The sequence below is a fragment of the Mycolicibacter terrae genome, assembly GCF_010727125.1.
Classification (GTDB): domain Bacteria; phylum Actinomycetota; class Actinomycetes; order Mycobacteriales; family Mycobacteriaceae; genus Mycobacterium; species Mycobacterium terrae.
Genome location: NZ_AP022564.1, coordinates 248,427 through 271,864, shown reverse-complemented (window position 1 = coordinate 271,864; position 23,438 = coordinate 248,427). Strand labels below are relative to the sequence as shown.

General features: G+C 70.4%; 21 protein-coding genes and 1 pseudogene. 11 read left to right on the top strand and 11 right to left on the bottom strand.

Annotated elements, in window-relative coordinates:
• The 3 genes from G6N23_RS01335 to G6N23_RS01325 form a co-directional block, all read right to left on the bottom strand.
• Window positions 1–849: an SCO6745 family protein gene (locus G6N23_RS01335; protein WP_085261420.1), complete on the bottom strand. Its 849-nt coding sequence runs from the start codon at window positions 847–849 to the stop codon at window positions 1–3.
• Between the two features lie 156 nt (window positions 850–1,005).
• Entirely contained in the window at window positions 1,006–1,368 is a 363-nt protein-coding gene (locus G6N23_RS01330) for an STAS domain-containing protein (RefSeq protein ID WP_085261419.1), read from the bottom strand.
• 83 nt (window positions 1,369–1,451) lie between these two features.
• The gene (locus tag G6N23_RS01325; RefSeq protein WP_085261418.1) at window positions 1,452–2,123 is read right to left on the bottom strand and encodes a PAS and ANTAR domain-containing protein; all 672 of its coding nucleotides are present in this window, start codon (window positions 2,121–2,123) and stop codon (window positions 1,452–1,454) included.
• 103 nt (window positions 2,124–2,226) lie between these two features.
• Between G6N23_RS01325 and G6N23_RS01320 the strand changes: the two genes are divergently transcribed.
• Window positions 2,227–2,973, top strand: a complete 747-nt coding sequence (locus G6N23_RS01320) for an SIMPL domain-containing protein (protein ID WP_085261417.1) — start codon at window positions 2,227–2,229, stop codon at window positions 2,971–2,973.
• A gap of 28 nt (window positions 2,974–3,001) precedes the next feature.
• Here the strand turns inward: G6N23_RS01320 and hpt are convergent, their stop codons facing one another.
• Genes hpt through dacB form a run of 4 tightly spaced genes read right to left on the bottom strand, consistent with a single transcriptional unit; the run spans window position 3,002 to window position 7,026 of the window.
• On the bottom strand, window positions 3,002–3,640 hold the full coding sequence (gene hpt, locus G6N23_RS01315; protein WP_162291757.1) for a hypoxanthine phosphoribosyltransferase: 639 nt from the start codon (window positions 3,638–3,640) through the stop codon (window positions 3,002–3,004).
• 22 nt (window positions 3,641–3,662) lie between these two features.
• Window positions 3,663–4,625, bottom strand: coding sequence for a tRNA lysidine(34) synthetase TilS (gene tilS, locus G6N23_RS01310; RefSeq protein WP_085261416.1), 963 nt, complete (start codon window positions 4,623–4,625; stop codon window positions 3,663–3,665).
• Complete coding sequence (locus tag G6N23_RS01305) at window positions 4,604–5,653, bottom strand: Rv3626c family coenzyme F420 biosynthesis-associated protein (protein ID WP_085261827.1); 1,050 nt, start codon at window positions 5,651–5,653, stop codon at window positions 4,604–4,606. The genes tilS and G6N23_RS01305 overlap by 22 nt, the downstream gene beginning before the upstream one ends.
• The gene (dacB, locus tag G6N23_RS01300) at window positions 5,650–7,026 is read right to left on the bottom strand and encodes a D-alanyl-D-alanine carboxypeptidase/D-alanyl-D-alanine endopeptidase (RefSeq protein ID WP_085261415.1); all 1,377 of its coding nucleotides are present in this window, start codon (window positions 7,024–7,026) and stop codon (window positions 5,650–5,652) included. Before dacB ends, G6N23_RS01305 begins: the two co-directional genes overlap by 4 nt.
• A 78-nt stretch (window positions 7,027–7,104) precedes the next feature.
• Here dacB and G6N23_RS01295 point away from each other — a divergent pair, with 78 nt between their 5' ends.
• Window positions 7,105–7,593, top strand: coding sequence for an inorganic diphosphatase (locus G6N23_RS01295; protein WP_085261414.1), 489 nt, complete (start codon window positions 7,105–7,107; stop codon window positions 7,591–7,593).
• Between the two features lie 110 nt (window positions 7,594–7,703).
• On the opposite strand, the gene G6N23_RS01290 is transcribed toward G6N23_RS01295, so the two are convergent.
• Window positions 7,704–8,399 (bottom strand): TetR/AcrR family transcriptional regulator, encoded by a 696-nt coding sequence (locus G6N23_RS01290; protein WP_095174045.1) that lies wholly within the window; start codon window positions 8,397–8,399, stop codon window positions 7,704–7,706.
• A gap of 103 nt (window positions 8,400–8,502) precedes the next feature.
• Here G6N23_RS01290 and G6N23_RS01285 point away from each other — a divergent pair, with 103 nt between their 5' ends.
• Window positions 8,503–8,940, top strand: coding sequence for a nitroreductase/quinone reductase family protein (locus G6N23_RS01285; protein ID WP_085261412.1), 438 nt, complete (start codon window positions 8,503–8,505; stop codon window positions 8,938–8,940).
• On the opposite strand, the gene G6N23_RS01280 is transcribed toward G6N23_RS01285, so the two are convergent.
• The gene (locus G6N23_RS01280; RefSeq protein WP_085261411.1) at window positions 8,929–9,933 is read right to left on the bottom strand and encodes a TerC/Alx family metal homeostasis membrane protein; all 1,005 of its coding nucleotides are present in this window, start codon (window positions 9,931–9,933) and stop codon (window positions 8,929–8,931) included. The genes G6N23_RS01285 and G6N23_RS01280 overlap by 12 nt on opposite strands.
• Before the next feature lie 31 nt (window positions 9,934–9,964).
• Between G6N23_RS01280 and G6N23_RS01275 the strand changes: the two genes are divergently transcribed.
• The 4 genes and pseudogenes from G6N23_RS01275 to G6N23_RS22665 all read left to right on the top strand — a co-directional run bounded on the left by G6N23_RS01275 (window position 9,965) and on the right by G6N23_RS22665 (window position 12,740).
• Entirely contained in the window at window positions 9,965–11,299 is a 1,335-nt protein-coding gene (locus G6N23_RS01275) for an MATE family efflux transporter (protein ID WP_234808651.1), read from the top strand.
• A gap of 50 nt (window positions 11,300–11,349) precedes the next feature.
• Window positions 11,350–12,075, top strand: a complete 726-nt coding sequence (locus tag G6N23_RS01270; protein ID WP_085261409.1) for a polyprenyl-phospho-N-acetylgalactosaminyl synthase PpgS — start codon at window positions 11,350–11,352, stop codon at window positions 12,073–12,075.
• Window positions 12,072–12,404 (top strand): annotated as a pseudogene (locus G6N23_RS01265) (DUF2304 domain-containing protein); the annotation flags it as partial. The gene G6N23_RS01270 and the pseudogene G6N23_RS01265, both read left to right, overlap by 4 nt.
• Window positions 12,405–12,563: 159 nt before the next feature.
• Window positions 12,564–12,740, top strand: coding sequence for an Rv1535 domain-containing protein (locus G6N23_RS22665; protein ID WP_264070570.1), 177 nt, complete (start codon window positions 12,564–12,566; stop codon window positions 12,738–12,740).
• A gap of 45 nt (window positions 12,741–12,785) precedes the next feature.
• Here the strand turns inward: G6N23_RS22665 and G6N23_RS01260 are convergent, their stop codons facing one another.
• Window positions 12,786–17,423 (bottom strand): HAD-IC family P-type ATPase, encoded by a 4,638-nt coding sequence (locus tag G6N23_RS01260; protein WP_085261407.1) that lies wholly within the window; start codon window positions 17,421–17,423, stop codon window positions 12,786–12,788.
• Between the two features lie 147 nt (window positions 17,424–17,570).
• Complete coding sequence (locus tag G6N23_RS01255) at window positions 17,571–18,515, bottom strand: NAD-dependent epimerase/dehydratase family protein (protein WP_085261406.1); 945 nt, start codon at window positions 18,513–18,515, stop codon at window positions 17,571–17,573.
• Between the two features lie 32 nt (window positions 18,516–18,547).
• On the opposite strand from G6N23_RS01255, the gene G6N23_RS01250 reads away from it, so the two are divergent.
• The 4 genes from G6N23_RS01250 to G6N23_RS01235 all read left to right on the top strand — a co-directional run bounded on the left by G6N23_RS01250 (window position 18,548) and on the right by G6N23_RS01235 (window position 23,435).
• Window positions 18,548–20,347, top strand: coding sequence for a hypothetical protein (locus G6N23_RS01250; protein ID WP_179961149.1), 1,800 nt, complete (start codon window positions 18,548–18,550; stop codon window positions 20,345–20,347).
• A 107-nt stretch (window positions 20,348–20,454) separates the two neighbouring features.
• Window positions 20,455–21,807, top strand: coding sequence for a PPE family protein, SVP subgroup (locus G6N23_RS22535; RefSeq protein ID WP_095174046.1), 1,353 nt, complete (start codon window positions 20,455–20,457; stop codon window positions 21,805–21,807).
• A 22-nt stretch (window positions 21,808–21,829) separates the two neighbouring features.
• Window positions 21,830–22,129 carry a PE family protein gene (locus G6N23_RS01240; RefSeq protein WP_085261404.1) on the top strand — a complete coding sequence of 100 codons (300 nt, stop codon included), beginning with the start codon at window positions 21,830–21,832 and terminating at the stop codon, window positions 22,127–22,129.
• 19 nt (window positions 22,130–22,148) lie between these two features.
• Window positions 22,149–23,435 carry a PPE family protein, SVP subgroup gene (locus G6N23_RS01235; protein ID WP_095174048.1) on the top strand — a complete coding sequence of 429 codons (1,287 nt, stop codon included), beginning with the start codon at window positions 22,149–22,151 and terminating at the stop codon, window positions 23,433–23,435.
• Window positions 23,436–23,438: the final 3 nt, after the last annotated feature.

Below are 23,438 nucleotides of genomic sequence, written 5' to 3'. Positions count from 1 at the left end.
CTACGGGAACGCGCCGGCCTCACGCAGCCGGTGCGACCATCCGCCCACCAGTTCGACCAGCTCATCCAGGTCGTCGCCGAGGCGGGCGACGACCGGGGCACACGCCGCATCGGTCGCCGTCTCGACCGACTCGCGGGCCGCGCGTCCCGCATCGGTGAGCGCGCCGTCGTGCGCCAGATCCCGCTCGGCCAGCCGCGCCTCACCGGCGGTGAGATCCTCATCGCTCCACGCCCTGGTCCGCACGTAGCTGCGCGGCGGAAGTCCCCGGTAGAGCTCGGTGATCAGCCCGATCTCGACCCCGTCGAATCCGGCGGCGGTCCAAGCGTTCACGTGCGCGTCGCCGCGGAACTCCCGCAGTTGATCGGCCAGCTGCCAGGCCTCGGTGAGCGGGTCGCCCGACAACCCGTCGGCGACCAGCCCGGAGAACAGCGGCTTGCCGGCCATCGACAGGCCGTCGGCGGCGCGGCGCAACAGCTGCACCGCGCGGTCGACACCGTCGGGAGCGACCCCGAGGACGCGGCGCAGCTGGGCAACCGAGCCTTCGGTGCGGGCCGCGCGGATGGTCGGCGCGTCGGTGAGGGTCCAGCCGTAGTCGACCGCGGGCACCACCACCGCGGGGTTGAACACGCCGAAGGTCGCGGCGATCACCTCCCCGGAGGCCTGCCCCAGCGCCGAACCGCGACTGCAGAAGTAGGCCGGCCCGTCCGGCATCTCGACCCCACCGGAAGTGGCGGGACTGGGCTGAAAGCCCAGTGCCGCGTAGCCGCGGTGACATTCTGGTGCGAAGTACACCTGCCCCGCGAAGGCTTCGATGGCGCTGGACAGTGCTCTGGAGGGCGCGACAGTCATGCCTTGACTTCCTGTTGGCGGGATCTCACGACGTGATCGCATCGCAGGGGCACTCGGCTTCCCTGCGCGGTGCACACCGTGGCGACATCATCAGCGAGACTATCGGTACGGGGCAGGCGCATCCGCGGCCGGTGTTGTGCCGGCTCGCCGAGGACGTCACGTCTTGGCGGAGGTGGTGCCGACGATCGCCTCGCTGACAGTCGGGTAGAGCGCCAGAACACTGTCCAGCTTGGTGACCCGGATGGGATCGAGGACCTCCGGTCTGTTTGCGACCAGTCGGACCGAAGCTCCGTTGGCCGTGCCCTTCTCGTGACAGGCGAGCACGGCGTTGAGCCCTGCGCTTCCGAAAAACGTCACGTCCTGCAGGTCGACGACGAGCGGCCTTGACGGGTCGCAATCCTGGGGAATCGCTGTGGCCAGACGCTCGGCGAACTCCCCGACATTGCTGGAGTCGATCTCTCCCGCGACCCGCAGCAGCACAGCGCCGTCGACGCTCTCCTGACGAACGATCAATTCCATCCCCACGCCTCCACTTGTTCATGTGTCAACATCGAGACCGGCAACTAACGCGAACCAGAATAGTCGCCCGCGCGGCGTTCGACTCAAGTCCCGGTACCGTCTTTGTCGTCCCGCCGGTGAACGGTCAGCAGCAGGTGGTCGAACTGGCTTCGGGCAGTCGCCGGCACGGGGGGCAGGTCATGCATTTCCTCGATCAACCGGGTGGCCAGGGTCCGCAATTTGGTGTTGGTCTCCTGGGAGCGCCACTGCAATATCCGGAACGCCTGTCCGGCGCTGATGCGGTAGGCATACATCAGCGCCCCTTTCGCCTGTTCGATCACCGCCCGGCCTTCGAGCAGCCCCGGCAGGACCTCGTCGAGCAGCCCCTGGCGGGTCTCGTCGACCGTGTCGGTCAGATCGATGTAATAGCCCTCCGTTCCGGCGACCGCGCCGCGCTCGTCATACATCCGGTCGGCGACGACGATCGCGTCGTGCTCTTCTCCGGCGGCGTCGAGGAAGCGATGCCGGCTGGAAAACGATTCCGCTGAGTGCAACGCCCGGTCGAGCAGATCTTGGACGTCGCGACGATCATCGGGATGCTTGTGGGTCAGCACCAGCTCCGTCGTCGGTGTGATCTGGCCCGGCCGGTAGCCGTGCATTTCGGCGACCTCATCCGACCATTCCCAGCGCTGACCGACGAACCAGAAGCGAAAGGACCCTACGGTCAGATACCGCCGGGGAGCCGCGGGGGCGGCGTCGTCGGGCTCGTCGTTCATGTGTCGAATTATCCGCCAGCCGGTACGCGCCCGGCTGGCCCATCGACAGAATCCATGGCCACGATCGCCTGCGCCGTCGCGCGACTGGGCTAGGGTGCCACTCATGCCGACACACCCCGCCCGGAAGGTTCACCGCTGGTCGACGACGCTGGCCCTGGCCGGTCTCGTGGGCGTCGCGGTGGCCGGATGCGACGCCGTGCCGAGTGGCGGCGGCGCGGATCAGCCCCGCCAGGTGACCGTCATCGGATCCGGTGAGGTGCAGGGCGTTCCGGACACCTTGACCACCGAGGCGGGCATCGAGTTCATCGCCGGCGACGTCACCAATGCGATGAACCAGACCAGCGAGCGTCAGCAGGCGGTGATCGACGCGCTGGTGGAGGCGGGGGTGGACCGCAAGGACATCAGCACCACCCAGGTGAGCCTGCAGCCGCAGTACGGCAACGCCGAACCGGGCGGGTCGGCCAACATCACCGGATACCGGGCCGGCAACACGATCCGGGTCAAGGTGGAACGGGATTCCGCCTCGCAGGTGCTGGCCGTGATCGTGCGGGCCGGCGGGGACGCCACCCGGATCAACGGGGTGAGTTACTCCATCGAGGACGACTCGCAGCTGGTGCGCGACGCCCGCGAGCGGGCCTTCAACGACGCCAAGGACCGCGCCGAGCAGTACGCGCACCTGTCCGGGCTGCGACTCGGCCAGGTGATCTCGATCTCGGAGGTGGCCGGTGGAGCTCCGCCCCAGACGTCGGTCGGGATGCCGATGCCGCGCGCGATGGCCGCCCCGCCCCCGGTCGAACCCGGCCAGCAGACGGTGAGCTTCTCGGTGACCGCGGTATGGGAACTGACCTGATCGGCGCGGAGCTGCTGCGGCGCCGGCTTCAGCTCTGGTAGATCCGCGGGTCCAGAGTGCCGATGTAGGGCAGGTCGCGGTAGCGCTCGATGTAATCCAGTCCGTAGCCGACCACGAAGTCGTTCGGGATGTCGAAACCGACGTAGGCGATGTCCACGGCGGCGCGCGCCGCGTCCGGTTTGCGCAGCAGCGTGCAGACCCGCAACGACCGGGGCCGGCGGGCGGCCAGGTTGCGCAGCAGCCACGACAGGGTCAGACCGGAGTCGACCACGTCCTCGACGATCAGCACGTCGCGGTCGCTGATGTCGCGGTCGAGGTCCTTGAGGATGCGCACCACCCCCGACGACGACGTGGACGATCCGTAGGAGCTGACCGCCATGAATTCGAATTGGGTGGGCAGCGGGATCGCCCGGGCCAGGTCGGTGACGAACAGCACCGCGCCTTTGAGCACGGTGATCAGCAGAAGGTCGCCGCCCTCGGCGCGATCGCGGCCCTCGGCGTAGTCGGCGGCGATCTGCGCACCGAGTTCGGCGGTGCGGGTCCGGATCTGCTCCTCGGTCAGCAGTACCGATTTGATGTCACCCGCGTATGACTCGGGTGTCTCCCCCGGCGAGAACGCAGCCACCAGCACAGCGTGCCATGGGTGATGTTCGACAACCAACTGCACCGCACAAAATCACCGCGGATGCTCAGCACGGCTCCCGGCGCAGCCGCAGCAGACCGTCGCCGCGGACCGCGAACAGCCGCTCACCGCGCAGGTCCGATCCGACCGCCACTCCGCCCTGTCCGCGCCAGTGCGTGACCAACCGATCGACCGCCCGGATCTGCAGGTCGGTCAACCCGCGGCCGCCGCCGGCCAGCAGCCAGCGCCGGATCACCGCCCGCCGCACCGGGCCGGGCAGCGCCACGAGGCCGGCGGTGTCCAAGCCGGCGCCGGCCGTCGCGCCGGGCAGCGCCTGCTCGGCCAGCGCATCGACGAGCTCGGTGTTCTCCCGCAGCGCGGTCGCGGTGCGGGCCAGCGCTTCGGCCACCCCGCCGCCCAGCACCTCCTCCAGCAGCGGCAGCACCTCGGAGCGCAGCCGCGCCCGGGTGAAACGCTTATCGCTGTTGTGCGGGTCGAGCCACGGCGTCAATCCCAGCTCGGCGCAGGCGTCTCGGGTCAGCTCGCGGCGCAGCCCCAGCAGCGGGCGGCACCACGGCGGGTCGTAGGGCCGCATCCCGGCCATCGAGCGGGGCCCCGAGCCGCGGCCCAGTCCCAGCAGCACCGTCTCGGCCTGGTCGTCGAGGGTGTGGCCCAACAGCACGGGGGCCCGGTCGCGCGCCTCGTCCAGGGCGGCGTAGCGGGCGGTGCGGGCCGCCGCCTCGGGGCCACCCTCGGCTCCGACGGTCACCGCGATGGTCTGCGCGGCGACGCAGCCCAGCTCGAGGGCCTGGCTGCGGGCCAGGTCGGCCACCTGCGCCGAGCCGGGTTGCAGGCCATGGTCGACGATCAACGCCGTGGTGGGCCGCTCGCGCGCGGCGACGGCGGTCAGGGCCAGCGAGTCCGGCCCGCCCGACAGCGCCACGCACCAGCGGCCCGCCTCCGGCAGCTGCTGCTCGGCGAACGCCACCAGCGCGGCACGCAGCCGGGCTACAGCACGCGGTCGATCCACCGCTGCGGCTCTTCGATCTCGGCGGGCAGCGGCAGGGCCTGCGGACCCGACCAGACCGCGTTGAACCGGTCCATGCCGACCCGGCCGACCACGGCGTCGACGAAAGCCTTGCCGCGGGTGTACTGGCTGAGCTTGGCGTCGAGGCCCATCAGGGCCCGCAACAACCGTTGCAGCGGCGGCTGGCTGCGCTGGCGACGTTCCTCGAAGCGGCTCCGGATCGTCGCCACCGACGGCACCGCCGCCGGCCCGACCGCGTCCATCACGTGGTCGGCGTGGCCCTCGAGCAGTGTGCCCAGGGTCAGCAGCTGGTCCAGGGCGGTGCGCTGCTCCTCGGACTGCACGGCGCGCACCAGGCCCAGGATCCCGGACGGGCCCGCCGCGTCGGCGTCGTCGTCGGGACGGCCGCGCAGATAGTCGGCCAGCCGGCCCACCACCTGGGTGATGTCCGGGCTGCTTCCACCGGTCAGCACCGCCAACGCGTCCGACATGTAGCCGGGCAGCCACGGATTCACCGAGAACTGCACCCGGTGGGTCACCTCGTGCAGGCACACCCACAGCCGGAAGTCGGCCGGCGGCACCCGCAACTGCCGCTCGACGGCGATCACGTTGGGGTAGACCAGCAGCAGCTGCCCCGTCCGGCCCGCACTTTCAGTGCAGAACGGGTCGTACTGGCCGAGGATGCCCGAGGAGACGAACGCCAGCAGCGCGCCGGTCTGCGCCCCGGCCAGCCGGCCGGTGACGAACCCGGCCGGCTTCTCGGTGCCGCCCGTCATCAGCCGCATCGACTCGGCGGCGGCGGCGATCCACTGCGGCCGATCGATGACGCGCGCGTCGGGCACCGGACCGTCGGCGCCCAGCCCGGTCACCTCCCGCACCAGCGGTTCGGCGTTCGCGGCGCTGCGGTGCAGGTCGTCGATCACCTGCTCGCGGGTGTAGTCGGTCATCGGCGGCGCGGGGCGCGCCAGCCGGCGACCCACCGTCCCGGCGAACCCCCAGTCCACCGCGCGTCCGACGTCGAGCTCGGTCATGTGCATCCGCAGGTCCGCAACACCGCGGCCAGCGCATCGATCGACATGCGACCGGTCGGCCCGGCGTCGTTGGAGATGAATGCGAACGTCAGCACCCGGCGGTCCCGGTCGGTGACGATCCCGGCCAGCGCGTTGGTGCGGGTCAGCGAGCCGGTCTTGGCGCGCAGCCAGCCGGCCGCGCCGCGGCCGGTCTTGGGGTTGAGGAAGCGATCGGACAGGGTGCCGCTGCCGCCGGCGACCGGCAACATGTCCAGCAGCGGGCGCAGCTCCGGCTGGTCCGGCCCGGCCGCCGCCTGCACCACCGAGTCCAGCGTCCGTGCCGACAACCGGTCGTCGACGGACAGCCCGCTGGAATCCATCAACGTGGCCCCGCTGACGGCGATGTGGGCCGTGGCCAGCCGGTTGGTCACCGCGTCCACCGCACCGGCGAAGGACCGCGGCCGGCCCATCGCCGCCGCTACCTCCCGGCCGATGCATTCGGCCATCACGTTGTCCGAGGCGTTCATCATCTCGCCCAGCCGCGCCACCAGCGGCGCCGAGGAGACCGAGCCCAGTTCCCGCCCGGTCACCGAACCGGTCGCGATGCTGACCCTGTCGGTGTCGACGCCCAGCGCAGCGGCCAACGCCTGGCCGGCGTCCAGAGCCGGGGTCAGCGACCGCCGGGACTCTACGGTGGTGGGCTGAATGCGGCCGCCGTCGACCATCACCGACTCGATCGGGGCGATGTCGCCGCCTTCGATGTCCTCGGGATCCCAGCCCGGGGCCATGCTCGGGCCGCTGAACGCCGAGGTGTCGACTCGGACCTCGGTGGGCGTCACGCCACTGCGGCGGATTTGATCGGCCAGATCGCTGATCCGGGCGGCGTCGCGGTACCAGGTGTCCTGCCCAACGGCGGCCGTCGACAGCGTCGGGTCGCCGTCGCCGACCAGCACCACCACGCCGGGCTCATCACCGGTGATCACCCGGGTGGTGACGCGGGCGCCCGGGTCCAGCGCCAGCAGTGCGGCCGCCGCGGTGAGCACCTTGTTGGTCGACGCCGGCTGCATCAGCAGGTCTTCCTGTTGCGTCCACAGCGCCTGACCGGTCAGCGCATCGGTGATCCGGCCGGTGAGACGGCCCAGGTTGGGGTCGGCCAGCGCGGCGGACATGGCTGCCGCCAGCGCGCTGCCGGTCGGGACCGGGGCGTCGTCGCTGACCGGCACCACCCCGGGTTGGGCGGTCGCCATCGGCGCCGGTGGCACCGAACGCGCACCGGCCCCGGACTCGTCCGGGAGCACGACCGCTGCCACCACCACCACGGCGGCGGCCAGCGCCAGTACCGCGGCCGCGACGCCCAGATGGGTGCTGCTGTGTCGCCACCGAGTGGAGTGCATGTCTCTCCTGCCTGTCGGGGCCAATTGTGCCGGACGGGCAGAGTCCGAGCTTGAATCCGGCCGCTCTAGACTGACCCGGTGCAATTCGACGTGACCATCGAAATCCCCAAGGGCCAGCGCAACAAGTACGAGATCGACCACGCCACCGGCCGGGTCAAGCTCGACCGCTACCTGTACACGCCGATGGGCTACCCCGCCGACTACGGCTTCATCGAGGACACCCTCGGCGAGGACGGCGATCCACTGGACGCGATGGTGCTGCTGCCGCAGTCGGTGTTTCCCGGCGTGCTGGTCGAGGCCCGTCCGGTCGGCATGTTCCGGATGACCGACGAGGCCGGCGGCGACGACAAGGTGCTGTGCGTGCCGGCCGGTGACCACCGCTGGGATCACATCTCCGACATCGGCGACGTGCCGGCGCACGAGCTGGACGCGATCAAGCACTTCTTCGTGCACTACAAGGATCTCGAGCCGGGGAAGTTCGTCAAGGCCGCCGACTGGGTGGGCCGCGCCGAGGCCGAGGCTGAGGTCTCCCGATCGATCGAACGGTTCAAGACCTCCGGTCACTGATCCGGCGGTTTAGCGAGGCTCGACGCAGGAGAGCCGAAGCTGGAACCGCCGCGTTAATCCGGCGGTTTAGCGAGGCTCGACGCAGGAGAGCCGAAGCTGGAACCGCCGCGTTAATCCGGCCGCTGCGCGAACAGCTCCAGCAGCAGCCCGAGCTGGGCGTCGAATACCGCGCGCGGTTGCGTCAAGGTGTCGGCGCCGTACCCGCCGAACACTTCCAGGCTGATCGCGCCGACCACGGCGGCCCACAGCAGGAAGCACTTCGCGACGACGGCATCGTCGCCGTCGAAGCCGAACTCCTCGCGAACGCGGCCGTAGTCCGACGACAATGGTTGCGCTGCAAGATTATTCGTAGAGGCGATGTCTCCGGCGGTGATGCCGTCGGCGACCGCTTCGAAGAACACCCGGACGACGCGGGTGCCCGGAGCGACGGTCTGTTCAGCGGGCGCGTGATAACCGGGGACCGGGCTGCCGTACAGCAACGCCCACCGGGCCGGATGCTCCAGTGCCCAGTCCCGCACGGCGTGGGCGATGGCCCCGATGTCGTCGCGCCACGACGACGGCGGGGACGCCGCTGCGCGGGCCCGGTCCACCGCGTCGGCCAGGTCCGAATAGGCGTCGACCAGCAGCAGCGTGAGCAACTCGTCGCGACTGGCCACGTAGCGATAGACCGCCGACGACACCATGCCCACCTCGCGCGCGACGGCACGCAGCGACAGCCCCGCCGGCCCGTGCGTCAGCAGGTGGCGCCGGCCGACCTCGATGATCTGCGCCTCGATGCGTTCCCGCGACTCCTGTCGTTTGCCCACCCGGCGAGTCTGCCAGATTCGCGAGCACTGCTCTTGTTTTTTCCGGACCAGCGTGTCAGGATTCCTCTGACGAGAGCACTGCTCTCATAACGAAAGGGGCAACATGGCCACGCACTACGACCGGCCGAACGGACCGGCCCGATTCGCCAATGCGCTGATCCGCCGCCTCGCCGAAGCGGGCATCAGCATCGCCGGCACCCGCGCGCTCGTCGTCCGCGGCCGCAAGACCGGCAAGCGCCGCGGCGTCGTGGTCAACGTGTTGACCGTCGACGGGGTGGACTACCTCGTCGCGCCGCGCGGCAATACCGAGTGGGTCCGCAATGTGCGGGCCGCCGGCCGGGTGCAGCTCGGACCGCGGTGGCGTCCGACTCCGGCCCGGGTCACCGAACTGGGCGACGACGCCAAGCCGGCGCTGCTGCGCCCGTATCTGCAGCGGTGGTACTGGCAGGTCAAAGGGCACATGGCCGGACTGACACCACAGTCCAGCGACGATGAACTGCGCAGCGCGGCGCCGGCGATCCCGGTCTTCTCACTCAGCTGACGAGCCGGCCTGCGCCCCGCGGGTCCGATACAGGCTGGCCGCCGTCGTCAGCACCAGCACTCCCACGACGACGGTCAGGCTCGCCGGGGTCGGGATCTCCGGGACATTGAGGTTGCGCCCGGAGTTGATGAACCACACCTCGTTGGTTCGCAGCGCGTGCAACACCATCCGCACTCCGATGAACCCCAGAATCAAAGCCAGACCCCGGGACAGATACACGAACCGGTTCAGCATCTTGCCGAGGATGAAATAGAGCTGACGCAGCCCCATCAGGGCGAACACGTTGGCGGTGAACACCAGATACGGCTGGCGGGTCAGCCCGTAGATGGCCGGAATGGAGTCCATCGCGAACACCAGGTCGGTGGTGCCCAACGCCAGGGCCACCAAGAACATCGGGGTGAGGGCCCAGGCACCGGTCTTGTCCCGGATGAAGAACCGCACGCCGGCCCAGCGATCGGTGACGTTGAAGTGCGTCCGGGCGAACCGCACCACGACATTGTTGCCCCCACCACCGCCCTCGCCGCCGTGGTCGCCGTGGTCGCCGTGGCGGAGCAGTTTGATCGCGGTGAAGGCCATGAACGCGCCGAACAAGTAGAACGTCCACGACAGCCGTTGCACGGCGACCCCGCCCAGCGCGATGAACACCGACCGGAACGACAACGCCAGGACGATGCCGACGAACAGCGCTTCCTGCCGGTACTTCTTGGGCACGTTGAAGCTGTTCATGATGATGACGAAGACGAACAGGTTGTCCACCGACAGGCTGTACTCGGTGAGCCAGCCGGCGAAGAACTGCATGCCGTACTTCGAGCCGTGATGCCACCACACCCAGACGCCGAACGCCACCGCCAGGCTGATGTAGAACGTCAGCCGGGTCGCAACCTCGCGAATCGTCGGCTCATGCAGCCGGCGGGCGACCAGGAACAGGTCGAACCCCAGTACCGCGGCCAGTCCCGCGAACGTCACCAGCCATTCCAACAGCGACGGGTCCAACGGTGGGCCTCCGGTCGTTCAGTGTTGTCGAATGGAAGATCTGCGGGGACGACCGACCGTACCCCGCAGCCCGCTTAGTATTTTCGCCGTGGTGACCGATATCGGTGGTACCGGACCCCGCCGGTCCGCCGGTGGGTTGCCCGCCGGACCCGTCACCCGGGCCAGCGTGGCCCGGGTCGGCACCGCGACACTGCTGAGCGCCCTGTGCGGCTACGCCGTGCTGTACCTGGCGGCACGCGATCTGGATCCGGCCGGTTTCTCGGTGTTCAGCGTGTTCTGGGGGGCGTTCGGCCTGGTCGCCGGCGCCGCCAACGGCCTGCTGCAGGAAACCACCCGGGAGGTCCGGTTCGCCCGCGAGGCCGGGCCGAGCCGCACGGCGACCCAACACACCCGGCCACTGCGGGTGGCCGGGCTGACCGGGCTGGTGGCGGCCGGACTGGTCGCGGCCAGCGCACCGCTGTGGAGCGGCCACGTGTTCGTCGAGGCGCGCTGGCTGTCGGTGGGGCTGCTGAGCGTCGGGCTGGCCAACTTCGCCGTGCACGCCACGCTGCTGGGCATGCTGGCCGGCACCAATCGGTGGACCCAGTACGGGGCGTTGATGGTGACCGATGCGGCAATCCGGGTGGCGGTGGCCACCGCGACGTTCGTGATCGGCTGGGGGCTGGTCGGGTTCTTGTGGGCCACCGTCGCCGGTGCGGTGGCGTGGCTGCTGCTGCTGGCCACCTCTCCCGCCGCCCGCTCGGCGGCGCGGCTGCTCACCCCGGTGGGCACCGTGGACTTCCTGCGGGGCGCAGCGCATTCGATCACCGCGGCCGGGGCCAGCGCGATCCTCGTGATGGGTTTCCCGGTGCTGCTGCAGGCCACCTCCGGCGAACTGGGCGCCGAGGGCGGCGTGGTGATCCTGGCGGTCACCGTGACCCGCGCACCGCTGCTGGTGCCGCTGACCGCCCTGCAGGGCAACCTGATCGCGCACTTCGTCGACCAGCGTGGACGACGATTGCTGGCGCTGAGCACGCCGGCGGCATCCGTGGCCGCACTGGGCGCGGCCGGCGCCATCGCAGCCGGTCTGGCCGGACCGTGGCTGCTGCGCACGGTGTTCGGCCGGGACTACAACACCGGCGGGCTGCTGTTGGCCGGCCTGACCACCGGGGCGACCGCGATTGCGCTGTTGACCCTGACCGGCGCGGCGACGGTGGCCGCGGCGCTGCATCGCGCCTACGCGCTGGGCTGGGTGGGCGCGACGGTGGCGTCCACCCTGTTGCTGCTGCTGCCGTTCGACCTGCCGACCCGAACCGTGGTCGCGCTGCTGTGCGGACCGCTGGTGGGAATCACCGTGCATCTGGCCGCGTTACGCGCAGCGCCCTGAGGGCCGACGGCCCGGCTAGGCCGTTGCGAGGGCGTCTTTCTGAGTCGGGCGTGTATTTTTTAGGCATCGAAACCAGGTCAACGACCCGTTACCCCGACGTCTGGATCATCGTCCCGGCCTTCGGCGAGGCAGCCGTCATCGGCGACGTGATCGCCGGCATCCGGTCGGTCTTCGCCTCCGTGGTCTGCGTGGATGACGGCAGCACCGACGACACCGCCGCCATCGCACGGCGCGCGGGCGCCTACGTCGTGCGCCATCCGGTCAACCTCGGTCAGGGCGCGGCCATCCAGACCGGAGTCGAGTTCGCCCGCCGGCAGCCCGGCGCCCGGCTGTTCGCCACCTTCGACGCCGACGGCCAGCACCAGGTGGCCGACGTGGTGCGCATGATCGGGCGGCTCGACAGCGCGGACCTCGATATCGTCATCGGCACCCGATTCGCCGCACCCGCGGCGGCCGCCGCGGTACCGCCGATCAAACGACTGGTGCTGCGGGCCGCGGTGGCGCTGAACCCGCGGATCCGCCGGCTGGGACTTTCCGATGCCCACAATGGCCTGCGGGTGTTCAACCGGCGGGTCGCCGATCGGTTGGACCTCACGATGAACGGGATGAGCCACGCCGGGGAGATCATCGCTCTGATCGATGAAAACCGTTGGCGGGTAGGCGAAGAGCCGGTCGAAGTGCTCTACACCGACTACTCCAAGTCGAAGGGTCAGCCGCTGCTCAACGGCGTCAACATCATGTTCGACGGCTTGCTGCGCAAGAGGATGTCGCGATGAACTGGATCAAGGTGCTGCTGATCGCGGCGGTGATGGCGCTGTTGATCTACCTGCTGCTGTCCCGGCGGTCCGCCCAGTCCCGGGCCTGGGTCAAGGTCGGCTACCTGGTGTTCGTGGTGGCCGGCATCTATGCGGTGCTGCGCCCCGACGACACCACCGTGGTGGCGAACTGGGTCGGCGTGCGCCGCGGCACCGACCTGATGCTCTATGTCCTGATCATCGCGTTCGCGTTCACGACACTGAGCACCTACATGCGGTTCCGCGACTTGGAACTGCGTTACGCCCGGCTGGCCCGGGTGGTGGCGATCGCCCAGGCCCAACCGCCGGAAGCGCCGCCCGAACCGCGTGAATACCGCGGTTCAGCGAGGCTCGACGCAGGAGAGCCGAAGGTGGAACCGCCGAATAAAACACAGTAATTCGGCGACAGTTGGCCTCGCGGTCACAACAGGTTTGCCGCTCGTCTGGATCCGGCCGTCACGCTTGGGCATATGAGGAGGGCGACCGAAGTCCTGGCGGAACCACTGGCCGAAGTCACGGGGCAGGTTCTGACGGTGCCGGTCATCGAGTTGTACGCGTTGCTCTGGCGCGCCGGTCTGCTCGAGGTGCGCCATTCCGCATCGAAGCGCCCGCCATCCGACCTACGGCACCTTCGAAGGGCAGGCTGACACCCGGTGCCATGAAGGGGATCAGTTCGATGAACCAGAGACGGCTCAGCGCACCAGTTCCAGCTTCCGGGACGTCTTCTTCGGGGCGGCCTTCGTGACCGGGGTCTGCTTGGCCGAAGTCTTCGCCGTCGGAGCCTTCTTGACCGGCGTTTTCTTGGCCGGAGCCTTCTTCGCCACCGGAGCCTTCTTGACCGGGGTCTTTTTCGCCGCCGGAGCCTTCTTGACCGCCGGAATCTGCTTGGCCGGAGTCTTCTTCGCCACCGGGGCCTTCCTGACCGGGGCCTTTTTCGCCACCGCAGCCTTCTTGACCGCCGCAATCTGCTTGGCCGGAGCCGCTTTGACCAGGGCCACTACCGGGGGCACCTCGAGCGGGACGTTCGCCGGGTCCTTGACGGGGCCGTCCTCAGCGACACCCGAGAACCGGCTTGCCACGGCCACCGCTGCGGTGGCCGCTGCGGCCGTGCCGACACCCTGCGCCCAGCCGATCGGGCCGACCGGCGTGCAGCCGAGCAACTGGCTGATGCCGGGGGTGCTGACGAGCGCGGCGAACAGCGCGAACGATCCGGCCGCGGTCGCCAACACCATCGGCGCCCGCGAATCGACCACGGTCTGACCGAGTTCGGTGGTCACCAGGGAGATGAGCGCCACCGTCGCCGCCCGCTGCGGCATGCCGGTGACCGAGGCCATCGCCCAGGCTGCGGTGCCCGCAGCCGCGGTGACTCCACCCCGGAACGCCACCGCCCGCCACAACTTCCGTTCGTCGAGTCCGGCCACCGCGCTACCGATCGGGCCGGCCGGTGTGCTCACCGCGACGGCCGTGGCCGGCAACGCATCCGTCAGGGTGTTCATCAGCAGCAACTGGCGGGTGTTCAGCGGCGAGTTCCCAGTGACCGCCGTGCCGATGACGGAGAAGATCACTTCGCCGGCATTGCCGCCGAGCAGCCCCGAGATCGCCAGCTGCACGCCCTTCCACAGCCGGCGGCCCTCGTCGATCGCGTCGATCAGCGATCCGATCTTGCCGTCGGTCAGCACCACGTCGGCGGTGGCGTGCGCCGAGTCGCTGCCGTGTGCGACCACACCGAGCCCCACGGTGGCGGCCCGGATCGCGGCGGCGTCATTGGCGCCGTCACCCACCATCGCCGACACCCGGCCGGCGCGCTCCAGCGTCTGGACGATCTGCACCTTGTTCTCCGGCGACATCCGGGCGAAGATCACCCGCTCGCAGACCACCCGCTCTTGTTCCTTGCGGTTCAGCGCATTCCACTCCGAGCCGGTGATGACCTGCTCGGCGCCGACGGCGACACCCATCTCGGCGGCGATCGCGGTCGCGGTGATCGGGTGGTCACCGGTGATCATCCGGATATCCACCCCGCGAGCGGTCAGATCGGCCAGCAGCTGCGGCGCATCGGCCCGGGGAGTGTCGGCCAGACCGAGGAAGCCGATCAGGGTCAGCCCGGAGGCGCTCACCTCGACGAGCCGGTCGGAGTCATCCCGCACGGCCCGCACCTGCGCGGCGGTCAGCCTGCCCTGCGCCACCGCGATCACCCGCAGGCCCTGAGCCGCCATCTGGGCCACCTGCTGCTCCACCTCGGCACCGGCGTTGCCGCAGGCCTCGAGCACCACTTCCGGTGCGCCCTTGACCAGTAGCTCCGATCCCAGCACCGACGCCGAGAAGGCCCGGCCGGAACGGAACGGCAGGTGAGCATCGGGTTCGGTCCACGACCGGGCACCCGCTGAGGCCGCCGCGCCCTCGACGATGGCCTGGTCAGTGGCGTGCGCGTGCGCCGCACCGTCGGGAGCCGGCGCCGCCTGGGCGGCGGTACTGAGCACGTCGTCATCGGAGTATCCGCGCAGCGGGCGCACCGTGGTGACCCGCAGCCGGTTCTCGCTGAGCGTTCCGGTCTTGTCGAAGCAGACCACGTCGACCCGGCCCAGAGCCTCCACCGAGCGCGGGATTCGCACCAGCGCACCGGATTTGCTCAACCGCTGCGATGACGCGTGCTGAGCCAGGGTCGCCATCAGCGGCATCCCCTCCGGCACCGCGGCGATCGCCACCGCGATCGCATTGCCCAGCGCTATCCGCAGTCCGCCCCGGCGAAGAAGGCCCAGCGCGCCGACCGCCACCCCGCCGGCAGCGCTGTAGGGGAAGGTCCGGTACATCAGCTGGGACAAGTGATGCTGCAGACCGACCTCGGGCAGCTCACCGGAGGCCAGTTCGGAGGCCCGGCGGGTCTGGGTGTCGGCGCCCACCGCGGTCACCATCGCCAGCGCCTTCCCGGCGATCACCGTGGTGCCGGCGTAGAGCATGGAGCTGCGCTCGGCCAGTTCGGCGCCCGGGGTGGGTTCGAGCTGTTTGCCGACCGACAGCGATTCGCCGGTGAGCGACGACTCGTCGACCTCGACGTCGGCCTCCTCGATGACGCGGGCGTCGGCGGGCACCACCTCGTTACTGCGCACCTCGATCAGATCGCCGGGCAGCAGTTGTTCGGCGACGATCTCGTGGTACTGCCGAGTGCCGTCGGCACCGGTCAGCACGACCCGGGCCGGCGGGGCCTGCTGGGCGAGCAAGATGTTCAGTCGGCTCTCGGCCCTCAGCCGCTGGTAGGCCGCCAGCATGGCGTTGCCGGTGAGCACCGTGCCCACCATCACGGCGTCGATCGGCGAACCCAGCATGGCCGTCGCCGCCGAGCACAGCGCCAGGATCGGCGTCATCGGGTCGGACAGCTCCTCGCGCACGGCGTGCACGTACGGCCAGAACATGCCCTGCGATGCCGTCTCGATCGGAGCGCGCTCGGCCGGCTGTAGCACGTTGTCCGGAGTCAACAGCTCCTGCACCTGCTCGACCGTCATCGCGTGCCACTCGTAGGCCGGCGCAGGCTGCGGCGCGCGAGCCCGCAGCACCCGGCGGGCCAGTAGATACCCGGACAGCATCCCGGCACCGGCGCCGACGGTCACCGGACCGGGGCCGCGGCTCGGTCCCGCCCCGACACCGGGGATGGTCGCCCTGACCCCGCGAACCAGCAGCAGCCCGGCGATGGACGAGGCTCCGATCGAGATCGCGACACCCCGCTCGGTGGCGGCGCGGGCGGCCGGGAGCGCGCGCAACACCTGCCATGCGCCGGCCAGATCGGCCAACAGCAGGTCGGCATAAAAAGGCGGAGGCAGGATGTCATTTTCGCTCGTCGGCATGACACCCAGCGCCAGATCCGCCGACGCCAGCGCCTGCGCCGCCGAGGTCGACAGCACCGCGACGGTCCGGCCGGCTTGCTGCAGCTCGGTGACGGCCGCGGCCAGGGCGGCGTCGACGTCGTCGGTGTCGGCTCCGCCGGCCACCGGGCGGATGTCGTCGAAACCGGGACGCAGCTCTCCGAGGATCTCGGTGTCCACCGTGACCAGCTCCGCGCCGGAGGCACGCCCTTCGAGCACCACCGCCGAGGCCAGCGCGTGGTGTGCGGGCAGGATCAGTGCCTCCACCGCGTCGGAGCGGTCGCGGGCCGTCATACGGACCCGGTGCCAGCCCGGGCGCAGTCCGGGCTTGTCGAGCAGGCCTTGTGCGCTGGCCCAGGCTTGCGGCAGCTCGTGGTCGCTTGCGCCGCGGATCTGCACCACGCGGCGTTGTTCACCGGTCAGCACCCGCGGGTCGATGACCACGGTGTCGATCTTGTCGAGGCGCCGCAGACCGTCCGGCCGCAGCGGCAGCACCCCGTGCGCGTCCGCCAGCCCCTGGCCCAGGGTCGCGGCGAACGATTCACAGCTGGTGCGCACCGCTTTCGGCGAGGCGGCCAGGATCGCGCTCGAGGTCATGTCCAGGTTGCGGGTGAGCCCACCCACCACGCCGGCCGCGACCACCTGTGCCAGCGCCGTGCGCTTCAGGTGGCGCTCGGCAGCACCGTCCGGACGCGGGACAGGCCGTGCGGTGGGGTTCAGGTCCGGGTGGTCGGCGTATCGGGCCAGCGCCGGTTCGTAGCGATTCCAGGCCAGCGCACCGGCGCGGGTCTCGGCGGCTTTCAGGCCCTCCACCATCATGTCCACCGCCAGGATGGCCGGCGACAAGGTGATGACGTGCGAGCCGAGCGAGACCAGCGAGAGCACCGTCTCAGCCCGGGCGGGCCCGATCTGGCGTTCCAGCAGGTTGCGGACCAGCGGCTGGTACCGCGCCACCGACGCCGCGGCGTCGAAGATCTTGGGTGCGGCCGGCAGGCGCATCGCACTGCCCACGGTGGCGATCGCCAGCCCAACCGCGTTGGCCCCCACCATGGCGCCCTTGGCGGCCAGCAGCAGACCGTCACCGGGCAATGCGGCGGTCTCGGTCGCGCTCAATTCGGTGTCTTTTTCGACCGCTTCCACCGCGGCGCACAGGTCGGCCAGCGATGTGTTGTCGTCGATTTCGACGACCACCCGGGACAGCGGGCGGTTCAGCCGCACCGAGCCGACGCCCGGCCGATTCCGCAGGGCGTCGAGCACCGCGGGACCGATGTCGGCGCCGCCGGGCTCATCCAGCCCGCGGACTTCGATCCAGGCCCGTCCCGCACCGCGCCAGCTGCGCCGGCTGGTCAGGTCGGAGCGTTCACCGGCCAGAAGCTTGGCGCCTTCGCGCAGCGGGATGACGGCGAGGTCCAGGCTGGCCTCCAGAACGGTGCCGACAGCGTCCAGACCGAAGCGGCCGAGCGAAAACACATCCATGGATCTCCTCCAGCGTCATTGATGCCGCTGGAGGTCTCTTCCGCCGGTCACCGGCCCACAGCACCGGTCGTCCGATGACGGGCGACGAGTTGACGACACTGCGACGAAGGAATACTCCCCTCCGTCGAGGAAGTATGCCACAGAAGTTCAGGCCGGCTTCACCTGCCGGAAGTACGACACGGTGCGGGCCACGCCGTCGGCCAGCGCGACTCGGGGTTGCCAGCCCAGCACCTCACGGGCCCGGGAGATGTCCAGACACGACCGTTTCAGATCGCCGAGCCGGGGCGGGTGGAACTCCGGGTCGTCGGGTGCCCCGACCGCGGCGGCCACCGCCGAATGCAGTTGGCGATCCGAGGTTTCCACCCCGGTGCCGACGTTGAACCGCTGCCCGTCGCCCGCTCCGCCGGCGGCCCGCACGAAGGCGTCCACCACGTCGTCGACGAACACGTAGTCGCGGGTGTTGGATCCGTCCCCGAACACCTTGGTCGGTGTGCCGTTCAGCAGTGCCTGGGCGAAGATCGCCACCACACCGGCCTCGCCGTGCGGGTCCTGCCGGGGGCCGTAGACGTTCGCCGGCGCGATATGGGAGCACTGCAGCCCATAGAGGTGCCGGAACGTGTTGAGGTAGATCTCACCGGCCACCTTGCCGGCGGCATAGGGTGACGCCGGATCGGTGGGGTCGTCCTCACCGGTCGGGTACCGCGGCGGGGTGCCGTAGATCGACCCACCCGAGGAGGTGTGCACGATTTTGCGCACCCCCGCGGCGCGGGCCGCCTCGGCGAGCCGGATCGTCCCGAGCACGTTGACCGAGGCGTCGAAGTCCGGGTCCGCCACCGAATGGCGCACGTCGATCTGGGCGGCCAGGTGGAAGATCACCTCAGGGCGATACCGTGCCAGCACATCGCCCAGGTCGGCGGTGACGATGTCGGCCTCGACGAAACTGAAGTCGGCGTCGCCGGTCAGGTGCTCGATGTTGGTGGCCCGCCCGGTCGCGAAATTGTCCAGGCCGACCACCGGGTGACCGTCCGCCCGCAGGCGGTCGACCAGCGTCGATCCGATGAATCCGGCTGCTCCGGTGACCAGTGCTCGCACCGGGCCACCATACCGGCAGGTAAGAAAGACCAATGCGCACGCGCACTGCTACGACCACCCTGCCCTGGGTCTGCTGGGCGGCGGTGGCGCTGATCGCCGCGCAGCTGGCGGTCCGGGCGGTGGTGGCGTTCGGGGGCTACTTCTATTGGGACGACTTGATCCTGATCGGACGGGCCGGCACCCACGAGCTGTGGTCGCCGGCGTACCTGTTCGACGACCACGACGGTCATGTGATGCCGGGGGCGTTTCTGGTGGCCGGGGCGTTGACCCGGGCCTGGCCGCTGCAGTGGGCGGCGCCGGCGGCCAGCCTGGTGGTGCTGCAGCTGCTGGCGTCGTCGGCGCTGCTGCGGGTGCTGTGGGTGATTCTGGGCTGGCGGCCGGTGCTGCTGGTGCCGCTGACGTTCGCGCTGTTCTGTCCGCTGGGCCTGCCGGCGTTCGCGTGGTGGGCGGCGGCCTTGAACTCCCTGCCCATGCTGGCGGCGCTGGCCTGGGTGTGCGCCGACGCGATCCTGCTGGCGCGCACCGGAAACCGGCGCTACGCCTACACCGGCACGCTGGCCTACGCGGGCGGTCTGCTGTTCTTCGAGAAGGCCGCGGTGATCCCGTTCGTGGCGTTCACGGTGGCGGCGCTGCTGCGTTATGTGGCCGGTGAGCGTCCGTTGGGTGCGATCGCGCAGGCGTGGCGGGCCGGGTCGCGGTTGTGGACGGCGACGCTGGTAGTGACCGCGGTGTGGGTCGGGGTCTACCTGGCGGTGGTCAACCAGAAGCGGTGGAGCTTCGACCTGGTCATGACCCGCGAGTTGCTGTGGCGCTCGATCACCCACGGCATCGTCCCGAGCCTGGCCGGTGGCCCGTGGACGTGGGCCCGTTGGGCGCCGGCCTCGCCGTGGGCGCTACCGGGCCCGGTGGTGATGGCGCTGGGCTGGCTGGTGCTGGCGGGTCTGCTGGCGGTGTCGCTGGCGCGCAAGCACCGGGTGGTGCCGGTGTGGCTGGTCGCGGTCGGTTACGCCGCGGCCTGCCAGGTCCCGGTCTATCTGATGCGGTCGTCGGCGTTCACCGCGCTGGAGCTGGCCCAGACCCTGCGGTACCTGGCCGACCTGGTCGTGGTGCTGGCGATTCTGGGCGCCGTCGCGTTGTGCGCGCCGAACCGGGAGTCCTCACATTGGCTGGACGCCTCGCCGGCCCGGGCGGTGGCGGTGGCCGGACTGGCGGTGGCCTTCACCGCCAGCAGCCTGTATTCGACGGCGACGTTCCTGTCCCGCTGGCGCGATGACCCGGCCCGGTCCTATCTGCAGAACGCCCGGCACGCCCTGTCGGCGGCCCACGCCGACTCGGATGCACCGCTGCTCGATCAGGAGGTCGACCCGCTGGTGTTGCAGCGGGTGGTCCACCCGGAGAACCTGGCCAGTCACCTGTTCGCACTGGTTCGGGACCGACCGGAGTTCGCGTCGGCGACAACGCAGTTGAGGATGCTGACCAGCGCGGGGACGTTAGCCGATGCACAGGTGACCTGGGTTCGGTTCATCGTGGCCGGGCCGGTGCCCAAGTGCGGGTATCTGGTGCAGCCGGACCTGCCGGCCACGCTGGGACTTGACGGTCCGCTGCTGCCGGCCGACTGGACGGCCGAGATCAACTACCTGGCCAACGTCGACGGTTCGATGACGCTGTCGCTGTCAGACGGACCCGGGGTGCGGGTCAGGGTGCGCCCGGGACTCAATCGTGTTTTCGTGCGGCTTCCCGGCGCCGGCTACAACGTCACCGCCCGCGCCGACACCGCGGCACTGTCGGTGTGTATCGCCTCGGGTCCGGTCGGGTACGTCGCACCACTCTGACTCCCCCGGACACGGCAGATATGCGTTTCGTATGAGTCCGGGCTGTCGGGTTGCCCGGCGGGTGCGGCCGAAAATACCTTCGGATATCGGCGATTTGAGGAGTGCCGATGAATTTTGCAGCGTTGCCGCCGGAGGTCAACTCTGCGCTGATGTATTCCGGAGCCGGATCCGGCCCGATCCGCGCCGCCGCGAGCGCCTGGAAAGCCATGGCCGCCGAACTGGAATCCGCAGCCAACTCCTACCGCAGCGTCATCGCCGCACTCACCGACGAAACCTGGCAAGGCCCCGCCGCCACCGCCATGGCCGCCGCCGCAGCCCCCTACGCCGCCTGGATGAGCACCACCGCCGCCCAAGCCGGCCAAGCCGGCACCCAGGCCGACGCCGCCGCAGCCGCCTACGAAACCGCCTTCGCCATGACCGTGCCACCAGCCGTCATCGCCACCAACCGCACCCAACTGACCACCCTGATCGCCACCAACTTCCTCGGCCAAAACACCGCCGCCATCGCCGCCAACGAAGCCCTCTACGGGCAAATGTGGGCTCAAGACGCCACCGCCATGTACGGCTACGCCGGCACCGCCGCCACCGCCACCCAACTACCCACCTTCACCGCACCCCACAACACCGCCACCCCCACCACCTCAACCCCCCAGAGCGCCGGCACCGCCGCCGCCACCCACGCCCTGACCACCGCCGGCCAACTGGCCGGCTCCGCCGCCGACTCCTCCGGCGCCTACGAAGGTGCCGGCGCCCCCGGCCTGCTGCTGGACGTGCTGGTCGCGGTTCTCGAGGTGGACAGCATCGCCCCCTTCGAGGGCGGCGGCGCGGGTTTGGAATTCGGTGGCCTGGCGATCGAGGCGGCCAGTCTGGGGCCGTTCGCCGGGCTGGGCATCACCGGCGAGTTCGGCGCAGCGAGCGGGCTGGGTCTGATCGGGCAGACGACGCCCGCCGCCGGTCTGCTCGGTCTCACCCCGCCCGCCGGCGGTCTGGGTCCCGCGGCCGGGCTGAGCGGCGCCGGCCGGGTCGGCGCGACCTGGGCGAGCATGGGCAAGGCGGTGCCGCTGGGCGCACTGTCGGTGCCACAGGCCTGGGCCGCCGCCGCACCGTCTGCGCTGCGCGAGATCACCTTGGTGTCAACGCAATCCGCTGCGGCATCGGCCACGGCGGCCGCGGGATCCGGCGCCCCGTTCGCCGAGATGGCCCTGGCCGGCATGGCCGGACGCGCCATGACAGGCACCCTCGGCCCGGGACGCCACGCACCGATGCCCACCCCTGTGCAATCCACCGCAGCTCGTCTCGAATCACCGGATGAGCCCGGCGAATCCGAAACCGAGGTGACGGGCGTCGAGATCCTCGCCGAACTGCGGGGCCTGGCAGAACTGCGGGACTCCGGGGTGCTGACCGATGAGGAATTCAACAAACAACGAGAACGCGTGATCGAAAGCTTTGTCGACGAGTGAATTCGAAAGGGGAGGTTCGTAGATGTCTTTCGTGGTGACCCAACCGGAGCTGTTGTCCGGGGCGGCCGGCGATCTTCAGGGAATCGGTTCGGCGGTGCAGGCGCAGAGCGCGGCGGTCGCCGCCCCGACCACCGCGGTGGCGGCTCCCGCCTCCGACGCGGTATCGATGACGATTGCCGCGCGGTTCAGCGCCAACGGCGCGCTGTTCCAGAATGTGGCCGCGCAGGCCGCCGCCATCAATCAAATGTTCGTCGCCGCGCTCAACGGCGGCGGGATCTCCTATGCGACCGCCGAGGCCGCGAACGTTTTCGCCGCGAGCTGAGCCGGACGGGAATCAGCCGATGAATTTTGCAGCGTTGCCGCCGGAGGTCAACTCTGCGCTGATGTATTCCGGAGCCGGATCCGGCCCGATCCGCGCCGCCGCGAGCGCCTGGAAAGCCATGGCCGCCGAACTGGAATCCGCAGCCAACTCCTACCGCAGCGTCATCGCCGCACTCACCGACGAAACCTGGCAAGGCCCCGCCGCCACCGCCATGGCCGCCGCCGCAGCCCCCTACGCCGCCTGGATGAGCACCACCGCCGCCCAAGCCGGCCAAGCCGGCACCCAGGCCGACGCCGCCGCAGCCGCCTACGAAACCGCCTTCGCCATGACCGTGCCACCAGCCGTCATCGCCACCAACCGCACCCAACTGACCACCCTGATCGCCACCAACTTCCTCGGCCAAAACACCGCCGCCATCGCCGCCAACGAAGCCCTCTACGGGCAAATGTGGGCCCAAGACGCCACCGCCATGTACGGCTACGCCGGCACCGCCGCCACCGCCACCCAACTACCCACCTTCACCGCACCCCACAACACCGCCACCCCCACCACCTCAACCCCCCAGAGCGCCGGCACCGCCGCCGCCACCCACGCCCTGACCACCGCCGGCCAACTGGCCGGCTCCGCCGCCGACTCGCCCGCCGCGATCTCGCCCGGTTTGGCGTTCGATCTGGCGGGCGCGGTTCTCGAAGTGGGCAGCGTCGGCCCGTTCGGCGGAATCGGCCTGGGTGGTGCGTTCGGCGGCTTGGCGATCACCCTGGGCGAACTCGCCTTCCCCGAGGGCGCGGAGGGCCTCGGGGCGCTGGGCGGCCTGGGCCTGCTGAGTCAGACGGCGCCTGCCGTCGGCGGTCTGGGAGCCGCGGCCGGCCCGGTCGGCGCGACCTGGGCGAGCATGGGCAAGGCGGTGCCGCTGGGCGCACTGTCGGTGCCACAGGCCTGGGCCGCCGCCGCACCGTCGGCGCTGCGCGAGATCACCTTGGTGTCAACGCAATCCGCTGCGGCATCGACCGCGGCGGCCGCGGCCGCCGGATCCGGCGCCCCGTTCGCCGAGATGGGATTGGCCGGCATGGCCGGACGCGCCGTGGCCGGCACCCTGGGTGCGGGACGCCACGCACCGATGCCCGCCCAGCCCAACCCCACCGCGCCACCCAGGCCGGCCGAGGGACCCGAGGAGCCGGACAAACCGGCCAAGGCCAAGGTGATCGGCGTCGTCGCCGAACTGCGCGCACTCGTCGAACTGCGGGACTCCGGAATTCTGTCCCAGGAGAAATTCGTCGACCGCAAGCAGCGCCTCCTCGGCGAATGACCG